General features: G+C 77.3%; 14 protein-coding genes. 7 read left to right on the forward strand and 7 right to left on the reverse strand.

Going from position 1 to position 17,173, the window contains the following annotated elements:
- Positions 1-28: 28 nt before the first annotated feature.
- The gene (locus tag ABD345_RS06760) at positions 29-655 is read right to left on the reverse strand and encodes an HAD-IA family hydrolase (RefSeq protein WP_344550882.1); all 627 of its coding nucleotides are present in this window, start codon (positions 653-655) and stop codon (positions 29-31) included.
- Positions 652-2,106: a cytochrome P450 gene (locus ABD345_RS06765; protein ID WP_344550883.1), complete on the reverse strand. Its 1,455-nt coding sequence runs from the start codon at positions 2,104-2,106 to the stop codon at positions 652-654. The genes ABD345_RS06760 and ABD345_RS06765 overlap by 4 nt, the downstream gene beginning before the upstream one ends.
- A gap of 78 nt (positions 2,107-2,184) precedes the next feature.
- Here ABD345_RS06765 and ABD345_RS06770 point away from each other — a divergent pair, with 78 nt between their 5' ends.
- The 7 genes from ABD345_RS06770 (at position 2,185) to ABD345_RS06800 (ending at position 10,169) form a co-directional block, all read left to right on the forward strand.
- The gene (locus tag ABD345_RS06770; RefSeq protein ID WP_344550884.1) at positions 2,185-2,754 is read left to right on the forward strand and encodes an NUDIX domain-containing protein; all 570 of its coding nucleotides are present in this window, start codon (positions 2,185-2,187) and stop codon (positions 2,752-2,754) included.
- Positions 2,755-2,802: 48 nt separating this feature from the next.
- Positions 2,803-4,377 carry a prenyltransferase/squalene oxidase repeat-containing protein gene (locus ABD345_RS06775; RefSeq protein ID WP_344550885.1) on the forward strand — a complete coding sequence of 525 codons (1,575 nt, stop codon included), beginning with the start codon at positions 2,803-2,805 and terminating at the stop codon, positions 4,375-4,377.
- A 121-nt stretch (positions 4,378-4,498) separates the two neighbouring features.
- The gene (locus tag ABD345_RS06780; RefSeq protein ID WP_344550886.1) at positions 4,499-5,968 is read left to right on the forward strand and encodes a cytochrome P450; all 1,470 of its coding nucleotides are present in this window, start codon (positions 4,499-4,501) and stop codon (positions 5,966-5,968) included.
- Positions 5,965-6,192 carry an acyl carrier protein gene (locus ABD345_RS06785; RefSeq protein WP_344550887.1) on the forward strand — a complete coding sequence of 76 codons (228 nt, stop codon included), beginning with the start codon at positions 5,965-5,967 and terminating at the stop codon, positions 6,190-6,192. The genes ABD345_RS06780 and ABD345_RS06785 overlap by 4 nt, the downstream gene beginning before the upstream one ends.
- Positions 6,189-7,478 carry a beta-ketoacyl-[acyl-carrier-protein] synthase family protein gene (locus ABD345_RS06790; RefSeq protein WP_344550888.1) on the forward strand — a complete coding sequence of 430 codons (1,290 nt, stop codon included), beginning with the start codon at positions 6,189-6,191 and terminating at the stop codon, positions 7,476-7,478. Before ABD345_RS06785 ends, ABD345_RS06790 begins: the two co-directional genes overlap by 4 nt.
- 10 nt (positions 7,479-7,488) lie before the next feature.
- Complete coding sequence (locus tag ABD345_RS06795) at positions 7,489-8,802, forward strand: wax ester/triacylglycerol synthase domain-containing protein (RefSeq protein ID WP_344550889.1); 1,314 nt, start codon at positions 7,489-7,491, stop codon at positions 8,800-8,802.
- A gap of 50 nt (positions 8,803-8,852) precedes the next feature.
- Positions 8,853-10,169 (forward strand): cytochrome P450, encoded by a 1,317-nt coding sequence (locus ABD345_RS06800; RefSeq protein WP_344550890.1) that lies wholly within the window; start codon positions 8,853-8,855, stop codon positions 10,167-10,169.
- Between the two features lie 176 nt (positions 10,170-10,345).
- On the opposite strand, the gene ABD345_RS06805 is transcribed toward ABD345_RS06800, so the two are convergent.
- The 5 genes from ABD345_RS06805 to modA all read right to left on the reverse strand — a co-directional run bounded on the left by ABD345_RS06805 (position 10,346) and on the right by modA (position 17,166).
- Positions 10,346-11,272, reverse strand: coding sequence for a DMT family transporter (locus tag ABD345_RS06805; RefSeq protein WP_344550891.1), 927 nt, complete (start codon positions 11,270-11,272; stop codon positions 10,346-10,348).
- Positions 11,273-11,552: 280 nt separating this feature from the next.
- Positions 11,553-14,246, reverse strand: a complete 2,694-nt coding sequence (locus ABD345_RS06810) for an MXAN_6230/SCO0854 family RING domain-containing protein (RefSeq protein ID WP_344550892.1) — start codon at positions 14,244-14,246, stop codon at positions 11,553-11,555.
- A 192-nt stretch (positions 14,247-14,438) separates the two neighbouring features.
- Positions 14,439-15,533 carry an ABC transporter ATP-binding protein gene (locus ABD345_RS06815; RefSeq protein WP_344550894.1) on the reverse strand — a complete coding sequence of 365 codons (1,095 nt, stop codon included), beginning with the start codon at positions 15,531-15,533 and terminating at the stop codon, positions 14,439-14,441.
- Entirely contained in the window at positions 15,530-16,375 is an 846-nt protein-coding gene (locus ABD345_RS06820; protein WP_344550895.1) for an ABC transporter permease, read from the reverse strand. Before ABD345_RS06820 ends, ABD345_RS06815 begins: the two co-directional genes overlap by 4 nt.
- A complete protein-coding gene (modA, locus tag ABD345_RS06825; RefSeq protein WP_344550896.1) occupies positions 16,372-17,166 on the reverse strand; it encodes a molybdate ABC transporter substrate-binding protein in 795 nt (264 codons plus the stop codon). Before modA ends, ABD345_RS06820 begins: the two co-directional genes overlap by 4 nt.
- Positions 17,167-17,173: the final 7 nt, after the last annotated feature.

Raw genomic sequence — 17,173 nt, forward strand, 5'->3', positions numbered from 1 at the left:
CCGGCGGGCCGGGGGCGGGCCCGGGCCGTCAGCGGTCCGCCGCCAACGGCACGCCCAGCAGCGCTTCGAGCCGGGCGATCGTCCCGACCGGGTCCCCGGCGTGCACGGTGGCCATTCCCAGTTCCTCGGCGGCGGGCAGGTAGCCGGCGGTGTCGTCGACGAACACGCAGGCGGAGCCGGGGAGTTCGAGCAGTTCCAGCACCACCCGGTAGATCGCCGGGTCGGGCTTGCGCAGGGCGTGCCGCTCGGAGAGGACGACGGCGTCGTAGCGGCTGTCGAGCTGGTAGTCGGCGTAGAGGTTCCACGGGTCCAGGCCGCCGCTGTTGGACAGGATGCCGACCTTGACGCCCGCCGCGCGGGCCCGTGCGGCCGCGTCGATCATGCGCCGCTCGGGCCGCAGGTCGGCGAACATCCGCCGCATCAGGTCGTCCGGGGGCACGCCGAGGGCCGGGGCGATCAGCCGGTTCCACTCGGTCTGGGTGAGCCGGCCCAGCTCCAGGTCGTGGGTGAGCCGCCGGCTGTCCTCGTCCAGGTACATGGCGGTCAGGCAGGCCCCCTCGGGCAGGCCCTCGCGCTGCTCGAAGGCGCGGACCGCCCGGGGGAGCGGGGTGGTGAGCACGCCGCCGAAGTCGAGGACCAGGCCGGTGCGGTTCACGCGGGCACTCCACCGGTCAGGGCCGACGGCGCGGGCGGGGCCGACGGGGTCGATGGCGCGGGCGGGGTCGAGGGAGCCGACGGGGTGGTGGGGGCCGACGGGGTGGTGGGGGCCGACGGGGTGGTGGGGCGGATCGTCGCGGGCAGGGGGCCGTGCGGGTGAAGGGTGGCGGCGAAGACGGGGGCGGGCGGCGGGGTGCGCAACTCCGCTGCGTAGTGCGGGAGTACGGCTTCGAGCAGCACCTCCATCTCCAGCAGGGCGAACTGCCGCCCCAGGCAGACCCGGGGGCCGAGCCCGAAGGGCAGGTGGGTGTCGTGGGCCGGGCGATCGGGGCCGAGGAACCGGGCCGGGTCGAAGGCGTCGGGCTCGGGGACGCGCTCCGGATCGCGCTGGGTGAGGTAGGGGCAGGCCAGCACGCGGGTGCCGGCCTCGATGTCGAAGGGGCCCAACGGGCCGTCGGACTCGGCCTGGCGGGGCAGCAGCCAGACCGGCGGGTAGAGCCGCAGCGTCTCGGACACCAGCGCCTGCAGTGCCCGGCCGCGGGCGGGGGAGCCGACCGGGCCGCTGTCCAACGCCCAGGCGCGCCAGTGCGGTTGGGCGTGCAGCAGGAGGTGCAGCCAGGTCAGCGCGGTCGCCGTGGTCTCGTAGCCGGCCACCACCAGGGTGACCAACTCGTCGCGGACCAGGGCCTCGGGGTAGGGACCGCTCCCGTCGGCGAGGGCCGGATCGAGCAGGTCGTGCAGGATCCCGCGCGGGGTGCCGGAGGCGGAGTCGGTGGGGTCGGTGGGGGAGCCGGGGCTGGCGGGGAAGTCGGTTGCGCCGGTGCGGAGTTCGGCGCGGGCGGTGGCGATCACCTCGCGGGCGACCTCGTCGATCTCGGCGATCCGGTCCGCGAGCCGGGCGTCGGTGGCGGGGTCGGTGCCCATGGTCGGCAGGGCGGCCACCACCTCGTCCAGGACGGCCAGTCGGCGGGCCGTCGCCGGGTCGAGCTCCCGGCCGGTGAGCACCCGCCAGATCGCGTCCAGGGCGTAGTGGCGCATGTCCTCGCCGAGGTCCGTGGTGGCGTCCGCACGGGTGGAGAGTGCGGCCCACCGGTCGGCGGTGCGGCGGGCCGCGGCGGTGATGTGCGGGAGGCTGCGGCGCAGTCCGACGCCGGTGAAGTAGCCCTGCAGGCGGCGGCGTTGGCGCTTCCACCGCTCCCCGGAGGCCGAGATCAGGCCGTCGCCGAGCAGGACGCGGGCCCGGTGCGACTGCTTGGTGAACCGCGCGTCGCCGTCCACCAGCAGGGCGCGGAGCTGCTCGGCCCCGGTCACCAGGACGGCCCGCCGGCCGCCGAGGTCGAGGCCGGTCGTCGGCCCCAACCGCTGTGCCGCCCGCAGCAGTTCGATCAGGCTCCGGGGGTCCTCGACCGTCCGGCTGTCCAGGTCGGGCGGTACGCGGGTGGCGGTCATCTGAACTCCACGGATAGCGGTGGCGGGCCGTTCTCGACCGCCTTGACATCGCGCAGCGTATCGCCTTACATACGCACCGTGACGAATCGATCTTCCGGTGCGAGCACTGGCGAGCCCGTCGACTACGTGGACGGCGCGGACCGGCGGGTCGCCACCGGAGTGCGGGGGCGCAGACCGCTGGACGGGCTCTTCCACCGGGTCGCGGCGACCGTCGTGCACGACGGCCGGGGCCGGGTCCTGGTCTACCGGCGGCCGGACCTGGCCCGGGTGCTGCCGGGGCACCACGACGTCCTGGTGGGCGGCTCGGTGCGCTCCGGGGAGAGCTACCTGGACGCCGCGGTAAGGGAGTTGGCGGAGGAGTTCGCCGTATCGGCCCGGCCCGAGGAGAGCTGGCGGGAGCCGCGCGACTCGCCCGACGGGCCCTGCCGGCTGGCCGTGCACCACTGGCGGCTGCCCGCCGACGCCCGACTCGCGCCGCTGGACGCCGAGGTGGCGTGGCACGCGCTGCGGCCGCTGGAGGAACTGCTCGCCCGGCCGCCCCGGCCGTTCAACCCGGTCGGCCGGGACGCCCTGCTGCGCCTCGCCCGGCTGGGCGTCCTGGGCACCCCGGGGGTCCCGAGCGTCCCGGGCGTTCCGGTGCCGCAGTAGCGGCCAGGGGCCCGCCCGGACCCGCGACCCGACGACCCCGAGGAACACATGATCACGGCCGGGATCCCCGCCGCCCCCTCCCCGCTGGTCGGTACCCCCGCACAGCACCGCTGCCGCGACCGCCTGAGCCGCCGGGTGCTGGCGCTCCTCGGTGCCGACGGGCTGGTCCGCGCCCCGGTCGAGAGCCGGGTGCTGGAGTCCTCGCTGCTGCTCGTCCTGGTCGAGGACCTGCTGCCCGCCCACCCCGCCCGGGACCGCCTGGTCCGCCACCTCAAGCACACCCTGGACACCGCGCCGCCCGACGCCCTGCAGGTCGCCGTCGCCCGGAGCGTGCTGGACGGCTCCCCCGGGGCCGCCGCCGCGGCCGAGGCCGAACTGGACCGGTTCGGCCACTTCACGGCCGGCCGCAAGCGCCTGATGTTCCGCACCCTGCTGGCCGAACTCGGCGCCGTCCCGCACCCCGCCGTCCGCTGGGAGTCGTACGCGGCCCCGGGCGAACAGTCCTGGCTGCTGGTGGAGATGACCGCGCTCAAGGCCCTCGCCGCCCACGGCCGGGGCCGCCCCGAGCGGGTCGGCGACGGCGAGTGGGCGCTGCTGGCGGCGGTGGTCCGCGAGGAGCGGATCTGGGAGGGCAACTTCCTGGCCCGGCTGCTCGCCCTGCTCGCGCTGCGGCACCACCCCGCGCGGCGGGCAGCCGCCGCGCGCGGGACCGAGCACACGCTGCGCCACCTGCGGGCCGACGGCGGCCTGCCGTTCATCACCGGGATGGACGTGTTCGCCACCGCCCTCGCGGGCCTCGCCCTCACCGCCGCCGGGCACGCCGGACACCCCGCGCTGGCCGGCGCGGCCCGCGCGCTCGCCGAACTCCAGCACCGGGACGGCGGGTTCGGGTTCACCCGGGGCGTGCTCCAGAGCGACACCGACGACACCGCCTACTGCCTGGAACTCCTCCGGGCCACCGACCCCGTCCGGTACGCCGGGCAGGTCCGCCGGGCCGAGGACTACCTGCTGGCGCAGCGCAACGAGGACGGCGGGTTCCCCACCTTCGCCCGCGGGGTGGCCTCCGAGCGGGCCATGACCGCGGCCGCCGTCAACGCGCTGGCCCCCGCCGCCCGGTGCCGGGACGCGGTGGCCGACGCGCTGCACCACCTCACCGACCCCGCCCGGCTCGCGCTGCCCCCGGAGAGCAGCTGGAGCCGGAACACCACCAACGCGGCCTTCCGGACCGTCCTCGCCCTGCGCGCGGCCGAGCCCGGGGCGGCGGACGGGACGGGCCACGGCACGGCGGACGGGGTCGCCGTGCTGCGCGGGCGGATGCTCGACCACCTGCTGGCGGGCCAGGGCCCGGACGGCGGCTACGGGCACGACGCGGACGGGCCGAGCGACCCGATCAGCACCGCGTACGCGGCGATCGCCCTCGCCCACCTGCCGCCCGGCTCGCCGGGGGCGGCCCCCGCCCTGCGCCGGGCGGTCGACCACCTGACCGGCCGCCAGCGCCCGGACGGCGGGTTCACCTCGGTGCCCGACCAGGCCGGTCCGCGGCCGCTGCTGTACGACGCCCCGGTGCTCGCGGACGTGTGCGTCCTGCTCGGCCTGGGCCACGCCCTCCGCCCCCGGTGCTGACCGCCCCCGCCAGGCCCTGACCGCCGCCCGCCCCGCCCCGCCCCGGCCCGGCCCGCCCGCCTCGCCAGGCCCCGACCGTCCCCGCCCCGACCGCCCGCGTGACAAGGAACGTCCAAGCAGCATGCACGACTTCGCGCCCTCCGCCCCCGGCGGGCTCCCGCTGATCGGCCACACGGCCCGGCTGGTCCGCGACCGCCTCGGCTTCCTGGAGGAGCTCCGCGACCGGGGGCCGGCGGTCTGGATCCGGCTCGGCCGCCGACGGGTGCTCGTGCTGGGCGACCACCGGCCGGTGCGCGAACTCCTCACCCGGCGGGCCGCCGACTTCGGACTGAGCCCGCACTTCCGGGTGATGAAGCAGATCATCGGCAACGGCCTGCTCGCCACCGACGGCCCCTTCCACCGGCAGCAGCGCCGGACCGTGCTGCCGGTGCTCGCGCAGTCCAGGATGCCCCGGTACGCGGAGGTGATGGCCGCCCTGGCCGGGCAGCGGGCCGCGAGCTGGAGCCCGGGCCAACAGCTTGACCTCGACCGGGAGTTCACCCACCTGGCGACCGAATCCGTGGTGCGCTGCCTGTTCGGCGCCGACGTCACCGGGCGGGAGCTCGACCAGGTGGTGCGGGCCGTTCCCGAGCTGATGGCCTGGGCCGGCACCCGGAGTATGGACCCGACCGGACTGCTGGCCCGGCTGCCGCTGCCGCTCAACCGGCGCTTCCGGCACGGCATGTCCGACCTGACCCGCCTCGTCGACGCGCTCGTCGCCCGCCGCCGCGACGCCACCGGCACCCCGGACGACCTGCTCGCCGCCCTGCTGGCGGCGCGGGACCAGGAGAGCGGGCGGCCGCTGCCGCCCCAGCAGGTCCACGACGAGATCATGACCTTCCTGATCGCGGCCGTCGAGTCGGTCTCCCGCACGCTGTCCTGGACCGTCCACCAGCTCTCCGCCCACCCCGAGGTCCGGGCGGCGCTGGAGGCCGAGGTGGACGGGCGGCTGGCCGGCCGCCCGGTGACCGCCGCCGACCTGCCCCACCTCCCGCTGACCCGGCGGGTGCTCACCGAGGTGCTGCGCCTCTACCCGCCGGGCTACCTGGTCTCCCGCACCGCCGTGCGCGACACCCGGCTGGCCGACCGGGTCGACGTTCCCGCGGGCACCATGGTGATGTTCTCCTACTACGCCCTGCAGCGGGACCCGCGGTTCTTCCCCGAGCCCGCCCGGTTCCGCCCCGACCGCTGGGCCGGGCCGGACGCGGGCCGGTGCCGCGAGGCGTTCCTGCCCTTCGGGCTCGGCGCCCACGGCTGCCTGGGCGAGTCCTTCGCCTGGACCGAGATGGCCGTCGTGCTGGCCACGGTCACCGCGCGCTGGCGGCTGGACTCCCCGAACCCCGCGCCCCCGGAGCCGGTCGCGGCGTTCTCCCTGACCCTCACCGACACCCGGGTGACCGCCGGGGCCCGCCCCGGCCGCGCCGCCGCCCCCCGCGACCCCCTCGCCCCCGCGGCGGCCCCCGCGCCCACCTCCGTACCGCAACCCGTACCGCAACCCGCGCCGGAACCCGCACCGGGATCCGCGCCGACCGGAAGCCGTGTGACCACATGACCGTCGAGCAACTCAAGGCCGTCCTCGCCACCATGGGCACCGAGGCCGACATCGACGCGGACACGCTCCGCGAGGAGGTCGGCCTGGACTCGCTGGGCCTGGCCGAACTCGCCGAGGTGCTGCGCGTCCAGCACGGCCTGCACGTCCCCGAGGAGGTGCTGCGCGGCACCGTCACCATCGGCGACCTCGCGGCGGTCACCGCCGGTGCCGGGAGCGCGCGTTGACGCCGACCCCGAGCCCGAGCCCGATCGCGGTCCCGGTCGCCGTCACCGGCATCGGCCTGTTCACCCCGGCCGGGGACGGGACCGCCGCCACCTGGGAGCGCGTCCTCAAGGCGCTGCCGACCTGCGTGGTCACCCGCCTCCCCGACCCGCGCGAGGGGGTCGGGGAGGAGACCGTCAGCAGCTACCTCAGCTGCCCGGCCCCGCCCTTCGCCGCCGAACGGCTCGGCACCGCCCGGCACCGCCGCCTGGACCGCTGCGTGCAGTTCGCCCTGCTCGCCGCCGTCGAGGCGGTCCGCGACGCGGGCATCGGCGTCGACCCGCACACGCTCGCGGCCGACTGGGACGCCGACCGCACCGCCGTCCTGGCCGGGACCGGCGCGGGCTGCGTCACCGCGTACGACGCGCACCACCTGAAGCTGCGCGCGGACGGCCCGGCCGCGCTGTCGCCGTTCGCCGTCCCCTCCTCGCTGCCGAACTCGATCGCCGCGCAGGTGTCCATCGCCCTGCAGGCCCGCGGGCCCAGCACCACCGTCGGCTCCGCCTGCGCCGCGGGCGCCACCGCCCTCGGCCTCGCCGCCGACCTGCTGCGCCTGGGCCGCTGCGACACGGCGGTGGTGGTCGGCACCGACGCCCTGCTCACCCCGTTCCACCTCGCGGGCTTCGACCGGATCGGCGCGCTCTCGCACCGGCTGGACGACCCCGCCGGCGCCCCCCGGCCGTTCGACGCCGACCGGGACGGGTTCGTCGCGGGCGAGGGCGCGGGCGTGCTGGTCCTCGAACGGGCCGAGCACGCCGCCGCCCGCGGCGCCCGGGTCCGGGCCCGCCTGCTCGGACACGGCTCGGCCAGCGAGGCGTACAACGCGGTCCGCCCCCGCGACGACGGCTCCGGCCTCACCGCCGCCGTCCGGGCCGCCCTCGCCGACGCGCGGCTCGACCCGGCCGACATCGGCTACGTCAACGCGCACGCCACCGGCACCCCGCAGGGGGACGAGGTGGAGGCGGCCGCGCTGGCCCGGCTGCTGCCGCACCGGCCGCCGGTCTCCTCCACCAAGGGCGTCACCGGCCACCTGTTCGGGGCGGCCGGCACGGTCGAGGCCGCGCTCACCGCGCTCGCCGTGGCCGAGGGCACCGCCCCGCCGACCGCCAACCTCGCGCACCCCTCGCCCGGCACCACCGGCCTGCACCTGCCCACCGCCCCGCTCCGGCTCGGCCCGGTCCGGGCGGGCCTGAGCGTCTCCGCCGGCTTCGGCGGGCACAACGCCGCCCTCGTCCTCGCCCCCGCCTAGGAGCCGTCCCGTGGCTCTGCCGCACCCCGCCGCCCTCCGGTCCGCCGCCCCGCCGCCCGCCCGGCCGCTCTCCAGCCGCGACCGGCTGATCATGGAGATCGCCGGCCTCGGCCCCGACCCCCGTCTCCACCTCGGCACCCTGCTCACCTTCCCGGGCCGGGCGCCCGGGCCCGACCGGCTCGCCGAGCACCTCCGCGAGCGCCTCCCCGCGCTGCCCGAACTCACCCTCCGCCCCGACGCCCGGCGGCGGCGCTGGGAGCCCGCGCCCGCCTTCGACGTCCGCGACCACGTGCACGCCCTGACCGTGCCCGGCGACCTGCTGGCCGACCCCGCCACCGCCCTGGACGCCGTCCTCGACCAGCCGCTCGACCACACCCGGCCGCTCTGGGGCCTGTGGATCGTCGGCTCCGCCACCGCCGACGGCTTCGCCCTCGCCTACCGCGCCCACCACGCCTTCCAGGACGGACGCGCCGTCACCGAGACGGTCGATCTGCTCCTCGGGCCCCCGTCCGGACGCACTCCCGGACGCGCCCCCGGACGCCCTGCCGGAACCGCCGCACCCGCGCCCCGCGCCCCGCGCGGCTCCGCCCTCGCCGCCGCGCTCCGCGAGGACCTGCTGCCCCGGCAGCGCCACCGCCCGACCGACTGGCCCCCCGCCCGGCAGCCGGCGGCCGGCGCCCGGCGGGCCGTGCTCGGCACGTACGACCTCGGCCGCCTGCACGCGCTCACCCGCCGGACCGGCGCGGGCACCAGCCACCTCACCCTGGCCGTCCTGACCGGGGCGCTGCGCGCCTGGCACCCGGACACCTGGCGGGACGCCCCCGCGCCGCTCCCCGCCACCTTCGCGCTCAGCGTCCGCGCCCCCGACGACCCGTACCGGCTGCTCGGCAACCGCGGCGCCGTCGCGGTGCTCCCGCTGCCCTGCCAGCAGCCCTCGCCGGCCGCCCGGCTGGAGAGCCTGCGCGCCGAAGCCTCCGCCGCCCGGCTCGCGGACCTCGCGCGCCGGCACAGCGCGCTGTTCGACCGGCTGCCGCACTGGTGCGCCCGCAAGGGCCTCAAACGCACCATCGACGCCCGCCGGGTGCCCCTCGCGCTGGCCGACGTCCGGCTCCGGGCCGACCCGACCTGGCAGGGCACCCCCGCGCGGCACGTCCACCTGATCCCGCCGTCCGTCCCCGGGCAGCCGCTGTTCGCGGCCTGGACCACCCACCGCCGGCAGTTGCGGCTCACCTTCCTCGCGGACACCGCCCTGCCCGGACTCGACGCCCTGCCCGGCCACTTCGACCGGGCGCTCACCGAACTGGACGCCGCGACGGCCCCCTGACGCCCCCGCCACCCGCCACCCGCCACCACCGCCCCTCCGAGGAACTTCCCGTGCCCCACCTCTCCGCGCCCCTGGCCCCCGGAGCCGTGCCGTTCGCCGGCCACGCCCCCGCCCTGCTGCGCGACCCGACCGGCTGGCTGAGCCGCTGCGCCGAGACCGGCCACCCCGTCCAGCAGGTCAGGCTCTGGAACCGGCCCGGCGTGTTGGTCACCGACCCCGAACTGGCCCACACCGTCCTGGTGACCCGCACCGACGCCTTCGACAAGGACGGCCACTTCTACGGCAACGCCCGCACCGTCCTCGGCGACATCCTCGGCGTCGCCCCCGGCCCGCTCAACCTCCGGCTGCGCCGCCGCCTCCAGCCCGCCTTCCACCGGACCCGGATCGTCGAGGCCGTCCCCGCGATGTGCCTGGAGGCCCGGCGGCTGGTCGAGGGCTGGCGGGCCGGCCGCCGGATCGACGCGATGGAGGCCGTCGCGCCGTACGTCCACCGCAGCGCCGTGCGGACCATGCTGCCCGTCGTCCCGACCGCCGAGGTCGACCGGCTCGCCGCGGCCTCCGAACGGCTGCTGTCCTCGCTCTACCTCTGCGCCCTGCTGCCCGCCCGCGCGATGCCGCTGCTGGAACGGCGGCTGCGCCCCGCCCTGGAGGCCCTGCGCCGGGCCGAGGCCACCGCCCTCCCGAAGTACCGGGACGACCCCCGGGCGGCCGGGCTGCTCGCCGCCCTCACCGCGGCGGGCCCCGACGACCCGGGTGAACCGCTCTCCGCGGCGGAGGTCGGCGACTACTTCGTCTCGCTCCTGATGGCCAGCGGCGAATCCACCCACAGCGCGCTGGCCTGGCTGCTGCACCACCTGGCCCGGCACCAGGACCTCCAGCAGCGGATCGCCGACGAGATCGCCGAGGCCGCCCCCGACGGGCCGGGCACCCACGCCGACCTGTCCCGGATGCCGTTCCTGCACAGCACCATCGTGGAGACCCTGCGGCTGCGGCCGCCGACCTGGATGCTGGTGCGCACCGCCGTCCGCCCCGCCGAACTCGGGGGCCACCGCCTCCCGGCGGGCACCGACGTCTACCTGAGCCCCCACCAGTTCCACCACGACCCGGCCGCCTACCCGGACCCCGCGGACTTCGTCCCCGCCCGGTGGCCGGAGAGCGGCCCGTCCGCCCGGGACCACACCTACCTCCCGTTCGGGGCCGGCCCCCGCAAGTGCCCCGGCGACCACTTCGCGATGGCCTCGGTCGCCGTGGTGACCGCCACCCTGCTCGCCAAGTGGCGGCTGCTCCCGGCCGGTTCCGCCCCGCGGGTCCGCTTCCGCACCGTGCAGGTGCCCGTGCGGTGCCGGCTGACGGTCCGGGCCCGCTGACCACCCCCGACCCCACCCGATGGTCCGACGGCAGGGCCGCGCCACGGCGGCGCTACGGGCGGACGGGCCGCCCGGCAGAGCGGAACGGCATGTTCACCATAGCCGGCGTTGGCGAACGGCCGACTCAACTTCCAGCCTGTGAAGGTGAATCGGAAGATTCATGACGGTCCGTCAGTTCAACCGCGCAGCTCCGACCGGGCCAGCGCCGTCACCGACAGCAGCAGCACCGCCATGCCCAGCAGTGCCGCCGGGGTCAGCGGCTCGCCCAGCACGGCCGCCGCGAACACGGTGGCGCTGAGCGGCTCGATCAGCGCCACCACCGAGGCCGTCGCGGCCCGGATCACCGCCGCCCCCGCGAAGTACAGCGCGTAGGCGAGGGCGGTCGGCACGGTGGCGAGGTAGCCGAGCAGCAGCAGCGTCGAGGGCAGCGCACCGGTGGACGGCAGCGCGCCCTCGACCAGGGCGAACGGGAACAGGCAGACCGCGCACACCCCGAACGACCACAGGGTGGTGGCCGCCGGGTCGTCGGCGGCGCCGGTGCGCGCCGCCCGGTGCCGGGTGGCCACGGTGATCGCCGCGTAACCCGCCGCCGAGACCAACGCCCAGGCCAGGCCCGCCGGTTCGGACCCGCCGCCGACCCCGGCCGCGCCGCCGCCGAGCACCAGCACGCCCAGGCCGAGCACCGCCCCGGCCACCGCCGCCAGCCCGGCCCGGCCGAGCCGCTCGCCCATCAGCAGCCGCCCGCCGAACGCCACCAGCACCGGCGCCGACCCGAGCGTCACCACGGTGGCCACGGCCAGTCCGGCGTCCCGGACGGCCAGGAAGTACGCGGCCTGGAACAGCGTCAGCCCCAGGCCGTTGAGCAGGATCCGGTGCACGGCGGGCCGCGGGGCCCGGCGCGCCGGGGCGAACGGGCGCAGCGCCAGCAGCACGGCCGCGCCGCCGACCGAGCGCCAGAACGTCAGGGCCAGCGGGCCGAGGCCGCTGCGCTGGAACAGCAGCGCGGCCGCCGCCCCGGCGGTGCCCCAGGCGGTGGCGGCGAGGGCGACGTACAGCAGGCCCCGCCGGGCGGGCAGGGCGGAGGAGGAAGAGAAGGAGGACAACGGGGGACTCCCGGTAAGCCGTCACGGTCGGTGGGCCACGGAAGCGGGCAGCACCGACCGGCCCGGGGCGGCCGTCCACGGAGGGGGACGGGCCCGGGCGGGCTCAGGAAGTGGCCGGCCGCCCGCTCAGCGAGCGGGAGGGGGCAGGACGCCGCGATGCATGCCCGCCACTGTACGGGACGGCGGCGGGCCTGCGGGCGGGGCGTGCGGGCGGGACGGTGCCGGGGCGCTCAGGGGGCGGGGTGCTCAGGCTGGCGGTGTGCGCAGACTGGCGGGGTGCTCAGGGTGCCGGGGCGAGGGTGGCGACCAGGTCGGGGGCGGTGAGGCGGCGCAGGGCGTCCGGTGCGGCGTCCAGCGGGCCGGGGTGCAGGCGGTACAGCTCGCCGTGCAGGCCCGCCGCGGCGGGCAGGTCGGCCTCCAGCAGGGCGAGGAACGCCCGTCGCCCGGCGAGCAGTTCGGGCAGCGGCCCGCTGACCGGCGGCCCGTCCGGGGCGTGCCGCAGGCGCAGCCGCTCGGCGAACTCGCCGAGCTGCTCGGCGGGTTCGCGCCGCCAGCGGCGGACGGTGCCGTCCAGGCCGCGCACCAGCACCTCGCCGGTGGTGTGGGCGGCCCGGGCGCAGGCCACGTCCCACAGGGTGGCGCGCCGGTCGGGGGCGAAGTGGTCGAGCACGTCGGCGCAGAGCGCGGCCAGCTCGTCCCGGTGCCGGGCGACGCTGTGGTAGCCGCCGGTGGCCGAGGTGTTGAGGTCGGTCCAGGTGAAGCGGCGCTCCGCCAGGTCGACGATCAGCGGGACGGACACCTTGGCGTCCCCGGTCAGGTCCATCCGCTGCCGGACGGCCCGGGCCGACAGCGGCCCGCCGCCCGGACGGCCGTCGTCGATCCCGGCGAAACCGGTGAACGCCTCCGGGAGCCGGTCGAAGGACACGTCGTTGTAGCTGAACACGACCATCACCGCGTAGCGCGCCCCGGCGGCCTCCAGCGCGGCGAGGTCCAGGTCGACGAACTCGCTGGCGCCCTTCGGCGGCGGGGCCGCGACGTAGTCGCCGGAGTGCACGGCGGCCTGCCGCCCGAACGACAGCTGCGTGTAGTCGCACCGGCCCCGGAACGTCCAGTCGGCGTCGTACAGGGCCACCGACAGGTCCAGGTCGACGCGCTGGTGGTGCGGCTGCACCCAGTGCAGGAACAGCCGCAGCCGCTCGCCCGGCGGCAGCGGCAGCAGGCTGCCGCGCGGTACCGACACCAGCGCCCGGGACGCCGCACGCTCCGCGAACGGCACCGACATGCCGGTCAACGCCTCGTCCAGCAGGGCGACTTCGGGCGGCTCGGGCAGCGTCGCGGCGGACCGCCGGAGCAGCTCGGCCTCGATCGCGGCGACCACCGGGCCGCTCAGCGCGGCCGGGACGACGGTGCCGTGGTCCTCCCGCCCGTGCGCCGACGAGACCAGCCCGCGCGGGAAGTAGAGCCGCCGCTCGCCCGCGGAGCGCGGGCCGCGCAGCCGGCCGTAGGCGCCGAGCAGCGGCCCCGGGCCGACCCGGGGCAGCGCCCGGGCCAGCACCGCCGACAGCTCGGCGGGCGCCGGCGCACCGGGCGCCATGATCGTGTGCACCCGCAGCAGGTGGTGCAGGCGGCGCACCAACTCGCCCGGCCGGTGCGCCAGTTCGGCCAGTGCGCCGGAGACGTCGCCGACCGCGAGCAGGCCCTCCACCCGGCTGGCGAACCCGGTGTGGGCCACCCGGCGGCGGCCGCGCACCCGCTCCACCCGCAGCGGCGCGGGCGGCTCGGCGAGAGCGGCGGGGGCGGCGTCCAGGTCGGTGCCGCGCAGCAGCGCGAACGCCGCCGCCGCGGACGGGAACTGGCGGACGTACTCGAACGGGTGCAGCAACTCGCCCACGCGCAGCCAGGGTTCGCGGTGGCGACGGAGGTCCTCGGCCAGCGAGGCGGTCGGCAGCGCGTCCAGCACGCCCAGCAGGCCGCGGCGCAGCGGCCGCGGCAGCTTGCGCAGCCGCAGTCGGCGGGCCGTGCCCGGCAGCAGGTCCGGCTCGGCGCCCGAGTGCGCCCATAGCAGGCGCAGCACGTCGGTGGCGGTGGTGAGCCGCTCGGCCAGCGCCGGCAGCGCCGACGCGCCCTCGCGGCGCAGCAGTTCGGCCAGCGCCAGCGCCTTGGTCTCGCGGACCGGGACCTCGGCGGGCAGCAGCGCCGCCAGGTCCGCCGGGGCGTGCGCCAGCAGGGTGGCCAGGTCGTCGCGGTCCTGCGGGTTCAGCGGCGTGCGGCGGGTCAGCAGACCGGTCAGCTCGGCCAGCGCGGCCGTGGTCTCGTCCTCGTTCAGCAACCGCAGCGGGCGCAGCACCGAACCGCGCGGCTCCCGCGGCTCCGGGTCGCCCTTGCGCGGCGGGGCCTGCTCGCGCACGGCCTTGCGCTTGCCGCCGAACAGGAACGGGTGGACGGCCAGCGCCGTCCCGCAGGACGGGCAGCGCGGCGCGCCCTCCTGCGCGTCCAGGCAGTCCGGGCACAGCAGGTGCGCGCACGGGGCGAGCAGGCCGATGCCGACCTCCGCGCCGCGCCGCCCGCAGCGGGCGCACGGCTGGTGCGGCTGGGCGCGCAGGAACGCCCGCATCCGGCGGCTGTGGTGCAGCTGTGCGACCTCCGGCACCGCGTCCGGGAAACGGCGGAACAGCGGGGTGTGCTCGCGGTGGGTGCCCAGCAGGTGGTCGATCCGGCCGAGCAGCGCGCCGCCCAGCTCGGCCAGCCGCAGCGGCGCCAACCGGGCCAGCGCGGAGCGCAGTTCGACGGTCAGCAGGTAGCCGCGGTTCGCCAGGTCGGCGTCCAGCGCGGTCAGCCCGCGCAGGCTCCACGGGTCGGCGGCGGGCAGCAGCCCGGCCGGGTCCACCGCGACGGCGGTGCGGCGACGGAGCAGGAAGGAGCCGAGGTCGAGGTCGACACGGACGTCGAACGTCACCGGGATGGCTCGGGGCATGCGGAAGGAACCCCCAGGGGGAGGCGGAAGACGAAGAAGCGGGCGGAGAGGGGGCGCGCTGGTTCTTTTCGGAAAAGGGAGAAGGAAGCACGCCGCGGAGCCGCCCGCGACCGCCACCCTAGGGCCGACGCGCTTCCCGCACCAACGAATTAACCGCCCACGGGATCCGGGCCCGGCCGCCGGTCGGCCGGCTCAGGCCGGGTAGGCGTGGGTCTGGGTGGCCTTGACGGCGGCCCAGACCCGGGTGCCGGGGGTCAGGTCGAGTTCGGCGGCGGCGGTGGGGGTGAGGTCGGCGGCCATCGGGAGGGGGCCGGTGAGGTCGACCCGGAAGCGGTCGCCGTGCAGGTCGAGTCCGGCGACGGTGCAGGGGAAGAGGTTGCGGGCGCTGGTCTCGGGGCGGTGGCGGTGCAGGGTGACCGCGTCGGGCGGGAAGGCGACGAACGCGGGGCCGGTCAGGTCCTCGTCGGTGGCCAGCGCGGGGCCGTCGGGGAGGGTGACCCGGCGGCCGTCGGCGGTGCCCTGGTAGAGGTTGAGGCCGACCAGCCGGGCGATGTAGTCGGTGCGCGGGTGCCGGGCGACCTCGGCGGGCCGACCGCTCTGCACCACCTGCCCGCCCTCGATCACCACCAGCCGGTCGGCGAGCACCATCGCGTCCAGCGGGTCGTGCGTGACCAGCACCGCGACGGCCTCGAACTCGGCGAGGTGGCGCCGCAGTTCGGCCCGCACGTCGAGCCGGGTGCGGGCGTCCAGCGCGGCCAGCGGTTCGTCCAGCAGCAGCAGGCGGGGGCGGACGGCCAGGGCCCGGGCCAGGGCGACGCGCTGGGCCTGGCCGCCGGAGAGCTTCGCGGGGCGGCGTCCGGCGTGCTCGGCCAGGCCCATCCGCTCCAGCCAGGGCAGCGCCTCGGCCCGGGCGGCGGCCTTGCGCAGGCCCCGGGAGCGCGGGCCGAAGGCGACGTTGTCGAGCGCGGACAGGTGCGGGAAGAGCAGGTAGTCCTGGAAGACCACGCCGATCGGCCGCTGCTCGGCGGGCCGGAACACGCCGTCGGCGGGGGAGTCGAGCGGGGTGCCGTCCAGGTGCAGGTGCCCGTCGGTGAGCGGCAGCAGTCCGGCCAGCGCGCGCAGGGCGGTGGACTTGCCGGCGCCGTTCGGGCCGAGCAGGGCCAGCACCTCGCCGGGCTCGGCGGCCAGCGGCACGTCCAGGGTGAACGGGCCCCGGGAGACGGTCAGCCGGGCGTCCAGGGCGGGGCGGGCGTCCGCGGTGGGGCCGTCGGTGGCGGGGGGCTTCACGGCGCGGACATCCAGCGGTCGCGCAGTCCGGCGAGGACCGCGACGGAGACGGTGAGCAGGACCAGGCTCAGGGCGATCGCCGCCTCCGGGTCGGACTCCATGGCCAGGTAGACGGCCAGTGGCATGGTCTGGGTGCGGCCGGGGAAGTTCCCGGCGAAGGTGATGGTGGCGCCGAACTCGCCCAGCGCCCGGGCCCAGGCCAGCACCGCGCCGGCCCCGATGCCGGGGGCGACCAGCGGCAGGGTGACCCGGCGGAAAGCGGTCAGCCGGGAGGCGCCCAGGGTGGCGGCGGCCTCCTCGTAGCGCGGGTCGGCGGCCCGCAGCGCGCCCTCCACGCTGATCACCAGGAACGGCATCGCGACGAACGCCTCGGCGAGCACCACCCCGGTGGTGGTGAAGGGGAGGGTGATGCCGGTCCAGGAGTCCAGCCAGCGGCCCAGGATGCCGTTGCGGCCCAGCACCAGCAGCAGTGCCACGCCGCCGACCACGGGAGGCAGCACCAGCGGCAGGGTGACCAGGGCGCGCACCAGGCGGCGGCCGGGGAACTCGGTGCGGGCCAGCAGCCAGGCCAGCGGGACGCCGAGCACCAGGGCGACGCCGGTGGCCAGGGTCGCGGAGAGCAGCGAGAGCTTGAGCGCCTGCCACACCTCGGGCTCGGTCAGCAGCTGGGGCAGCGCGCTCCACGGGGCGCGCACCAGCAGCCCGAGCAGCGGCAGGACCAGGAAGGCCAGGCCGAGCAGCGCGGGCAGCAGCAGCGCGGCGGGGACCCGCCCGGCCCCCCGGGGCCGCCGCCGGCCCCGGGGGTGTGGTGCGGTGGTGGTGCGGGGGGTGCTCGGCGTCACGGCGCCTGGAAGCCGGCGTCGGTGAACACCCGGCGGGCGTCCGCGGAGCCGATGTAGCCGAGGAAGGCGGCCGCGCCGTTGGCGTTGGGGGCCTTGGCCAGGGTGGCGACCGGGTAGTCGTTGACCGCCTGCGCGGCCTCGGGGAAGTTCACGCCCTCGATCTTCGCCGAGTCGGCCTTGACGTCGGTCTGGTACACCAGCGAGGCGTCGACCTCGCCCAGTTCGACCTTGGTCATGGCGCCCTTCACGTCCTGCTCGTAGGTGACCGGGGTGAGCTCCACGCCGGCCGCCCCCAGCGCGGTGACGGCGGCGGCGCCGCACGGCACCTCCTTGGCGCACAGCGCGGTCTTGACGCCCTTGAGGTCCTTCAGGCCGGTGATGTTCTTCGGGTTGCCCTTGGCGACCGCGATCTCCAGGGTGTTGCGGACGAACACCGTCGGGTCGCCGCCGGTCAGCTTGGCGTCGGTGACGGTCTTCATGGTGGCGGGGCTGGCCGCGGCGAACACGTCGGCCGGGGCGCCGGAGACGATGTTCTGGGCCAGCGCGGAGGAGCCGCCGAAGTTGAAGGTCACCGTGGTGCCCGGGTAGGCCGCCTCGAAGCGCTTGCCCAGCTCGGTGAAGGACTCCTTCAGCGAGGCCGCCGCGAACACCGTCACCGTGCCCTTGACCTCGGGGCGGGCCGGGGCGGGGTTGTTCGAGGTGGAGCCGCCGCCGGAGCCGCTGCAGGCCGTCAGACCGGCCGCGAGGGCGAGGACGGCGGAGGCGGCGAGGAGTCGTCTGACGCTGCGCATGGATGGT

The organism is Kitasatospora saccharophila (assembly GCF_039529925.1).
GTDB classification, from domain to species: domain Bacteria; phylum Actinomycetota; class Actinomycetes; order Streptomycetales; family Streptomycetaceae; genus Kitasatospora; species Kitasatospora saccharophila.

Excerpts from the sequence above, each read along its gene's own strand:
- ABD345_RS06810 (WP_344550892.1), bottom strand. The coding sequence starts at position 14,246 with ATGCCCCGAGCCATCCCGGTGACGTTCGACGTCCGTGTCGACCTCGAC.
- ABD345_RS06765 (WP_344550883.1), bottom strand. The coding sequence starts at position 2,106 with ATGACCGCCACCCGCGTACCGCCCGACCTGGACAGCCGGACGGTCGAG.
- ABD345_RS06785 (WP_344550887.1), top strand. The coding sequence starts at position 5,965 with ATGACCGTCGAGCAACTCAAGGCCGTCCTCGCCACCATGGGCACCGAG.
- ABD345_RS06775 (WP_344550885.1), top strand. The coding sequence starts at position 2,803 with ATGATCACGGCCGGGATCCCCGCCGCCCCCTCCCCGCTGGTCGGTACC.
- modA (WP_344550896.1), bottom strand. The coding sequence starts at position 17,166 with ATGCGCAGCGTCAGACGACTCCTCGCCGCCTCCGCCGTCCTCGCCCTC.
- ABD345_RS06780 (WP_344550886.1), top strand. The coding sequence starts at position 4,499 with ATGCACGACTTCGCGCCCTCCGCCCCCGGCGGGCTCCCGCTGATCGGC.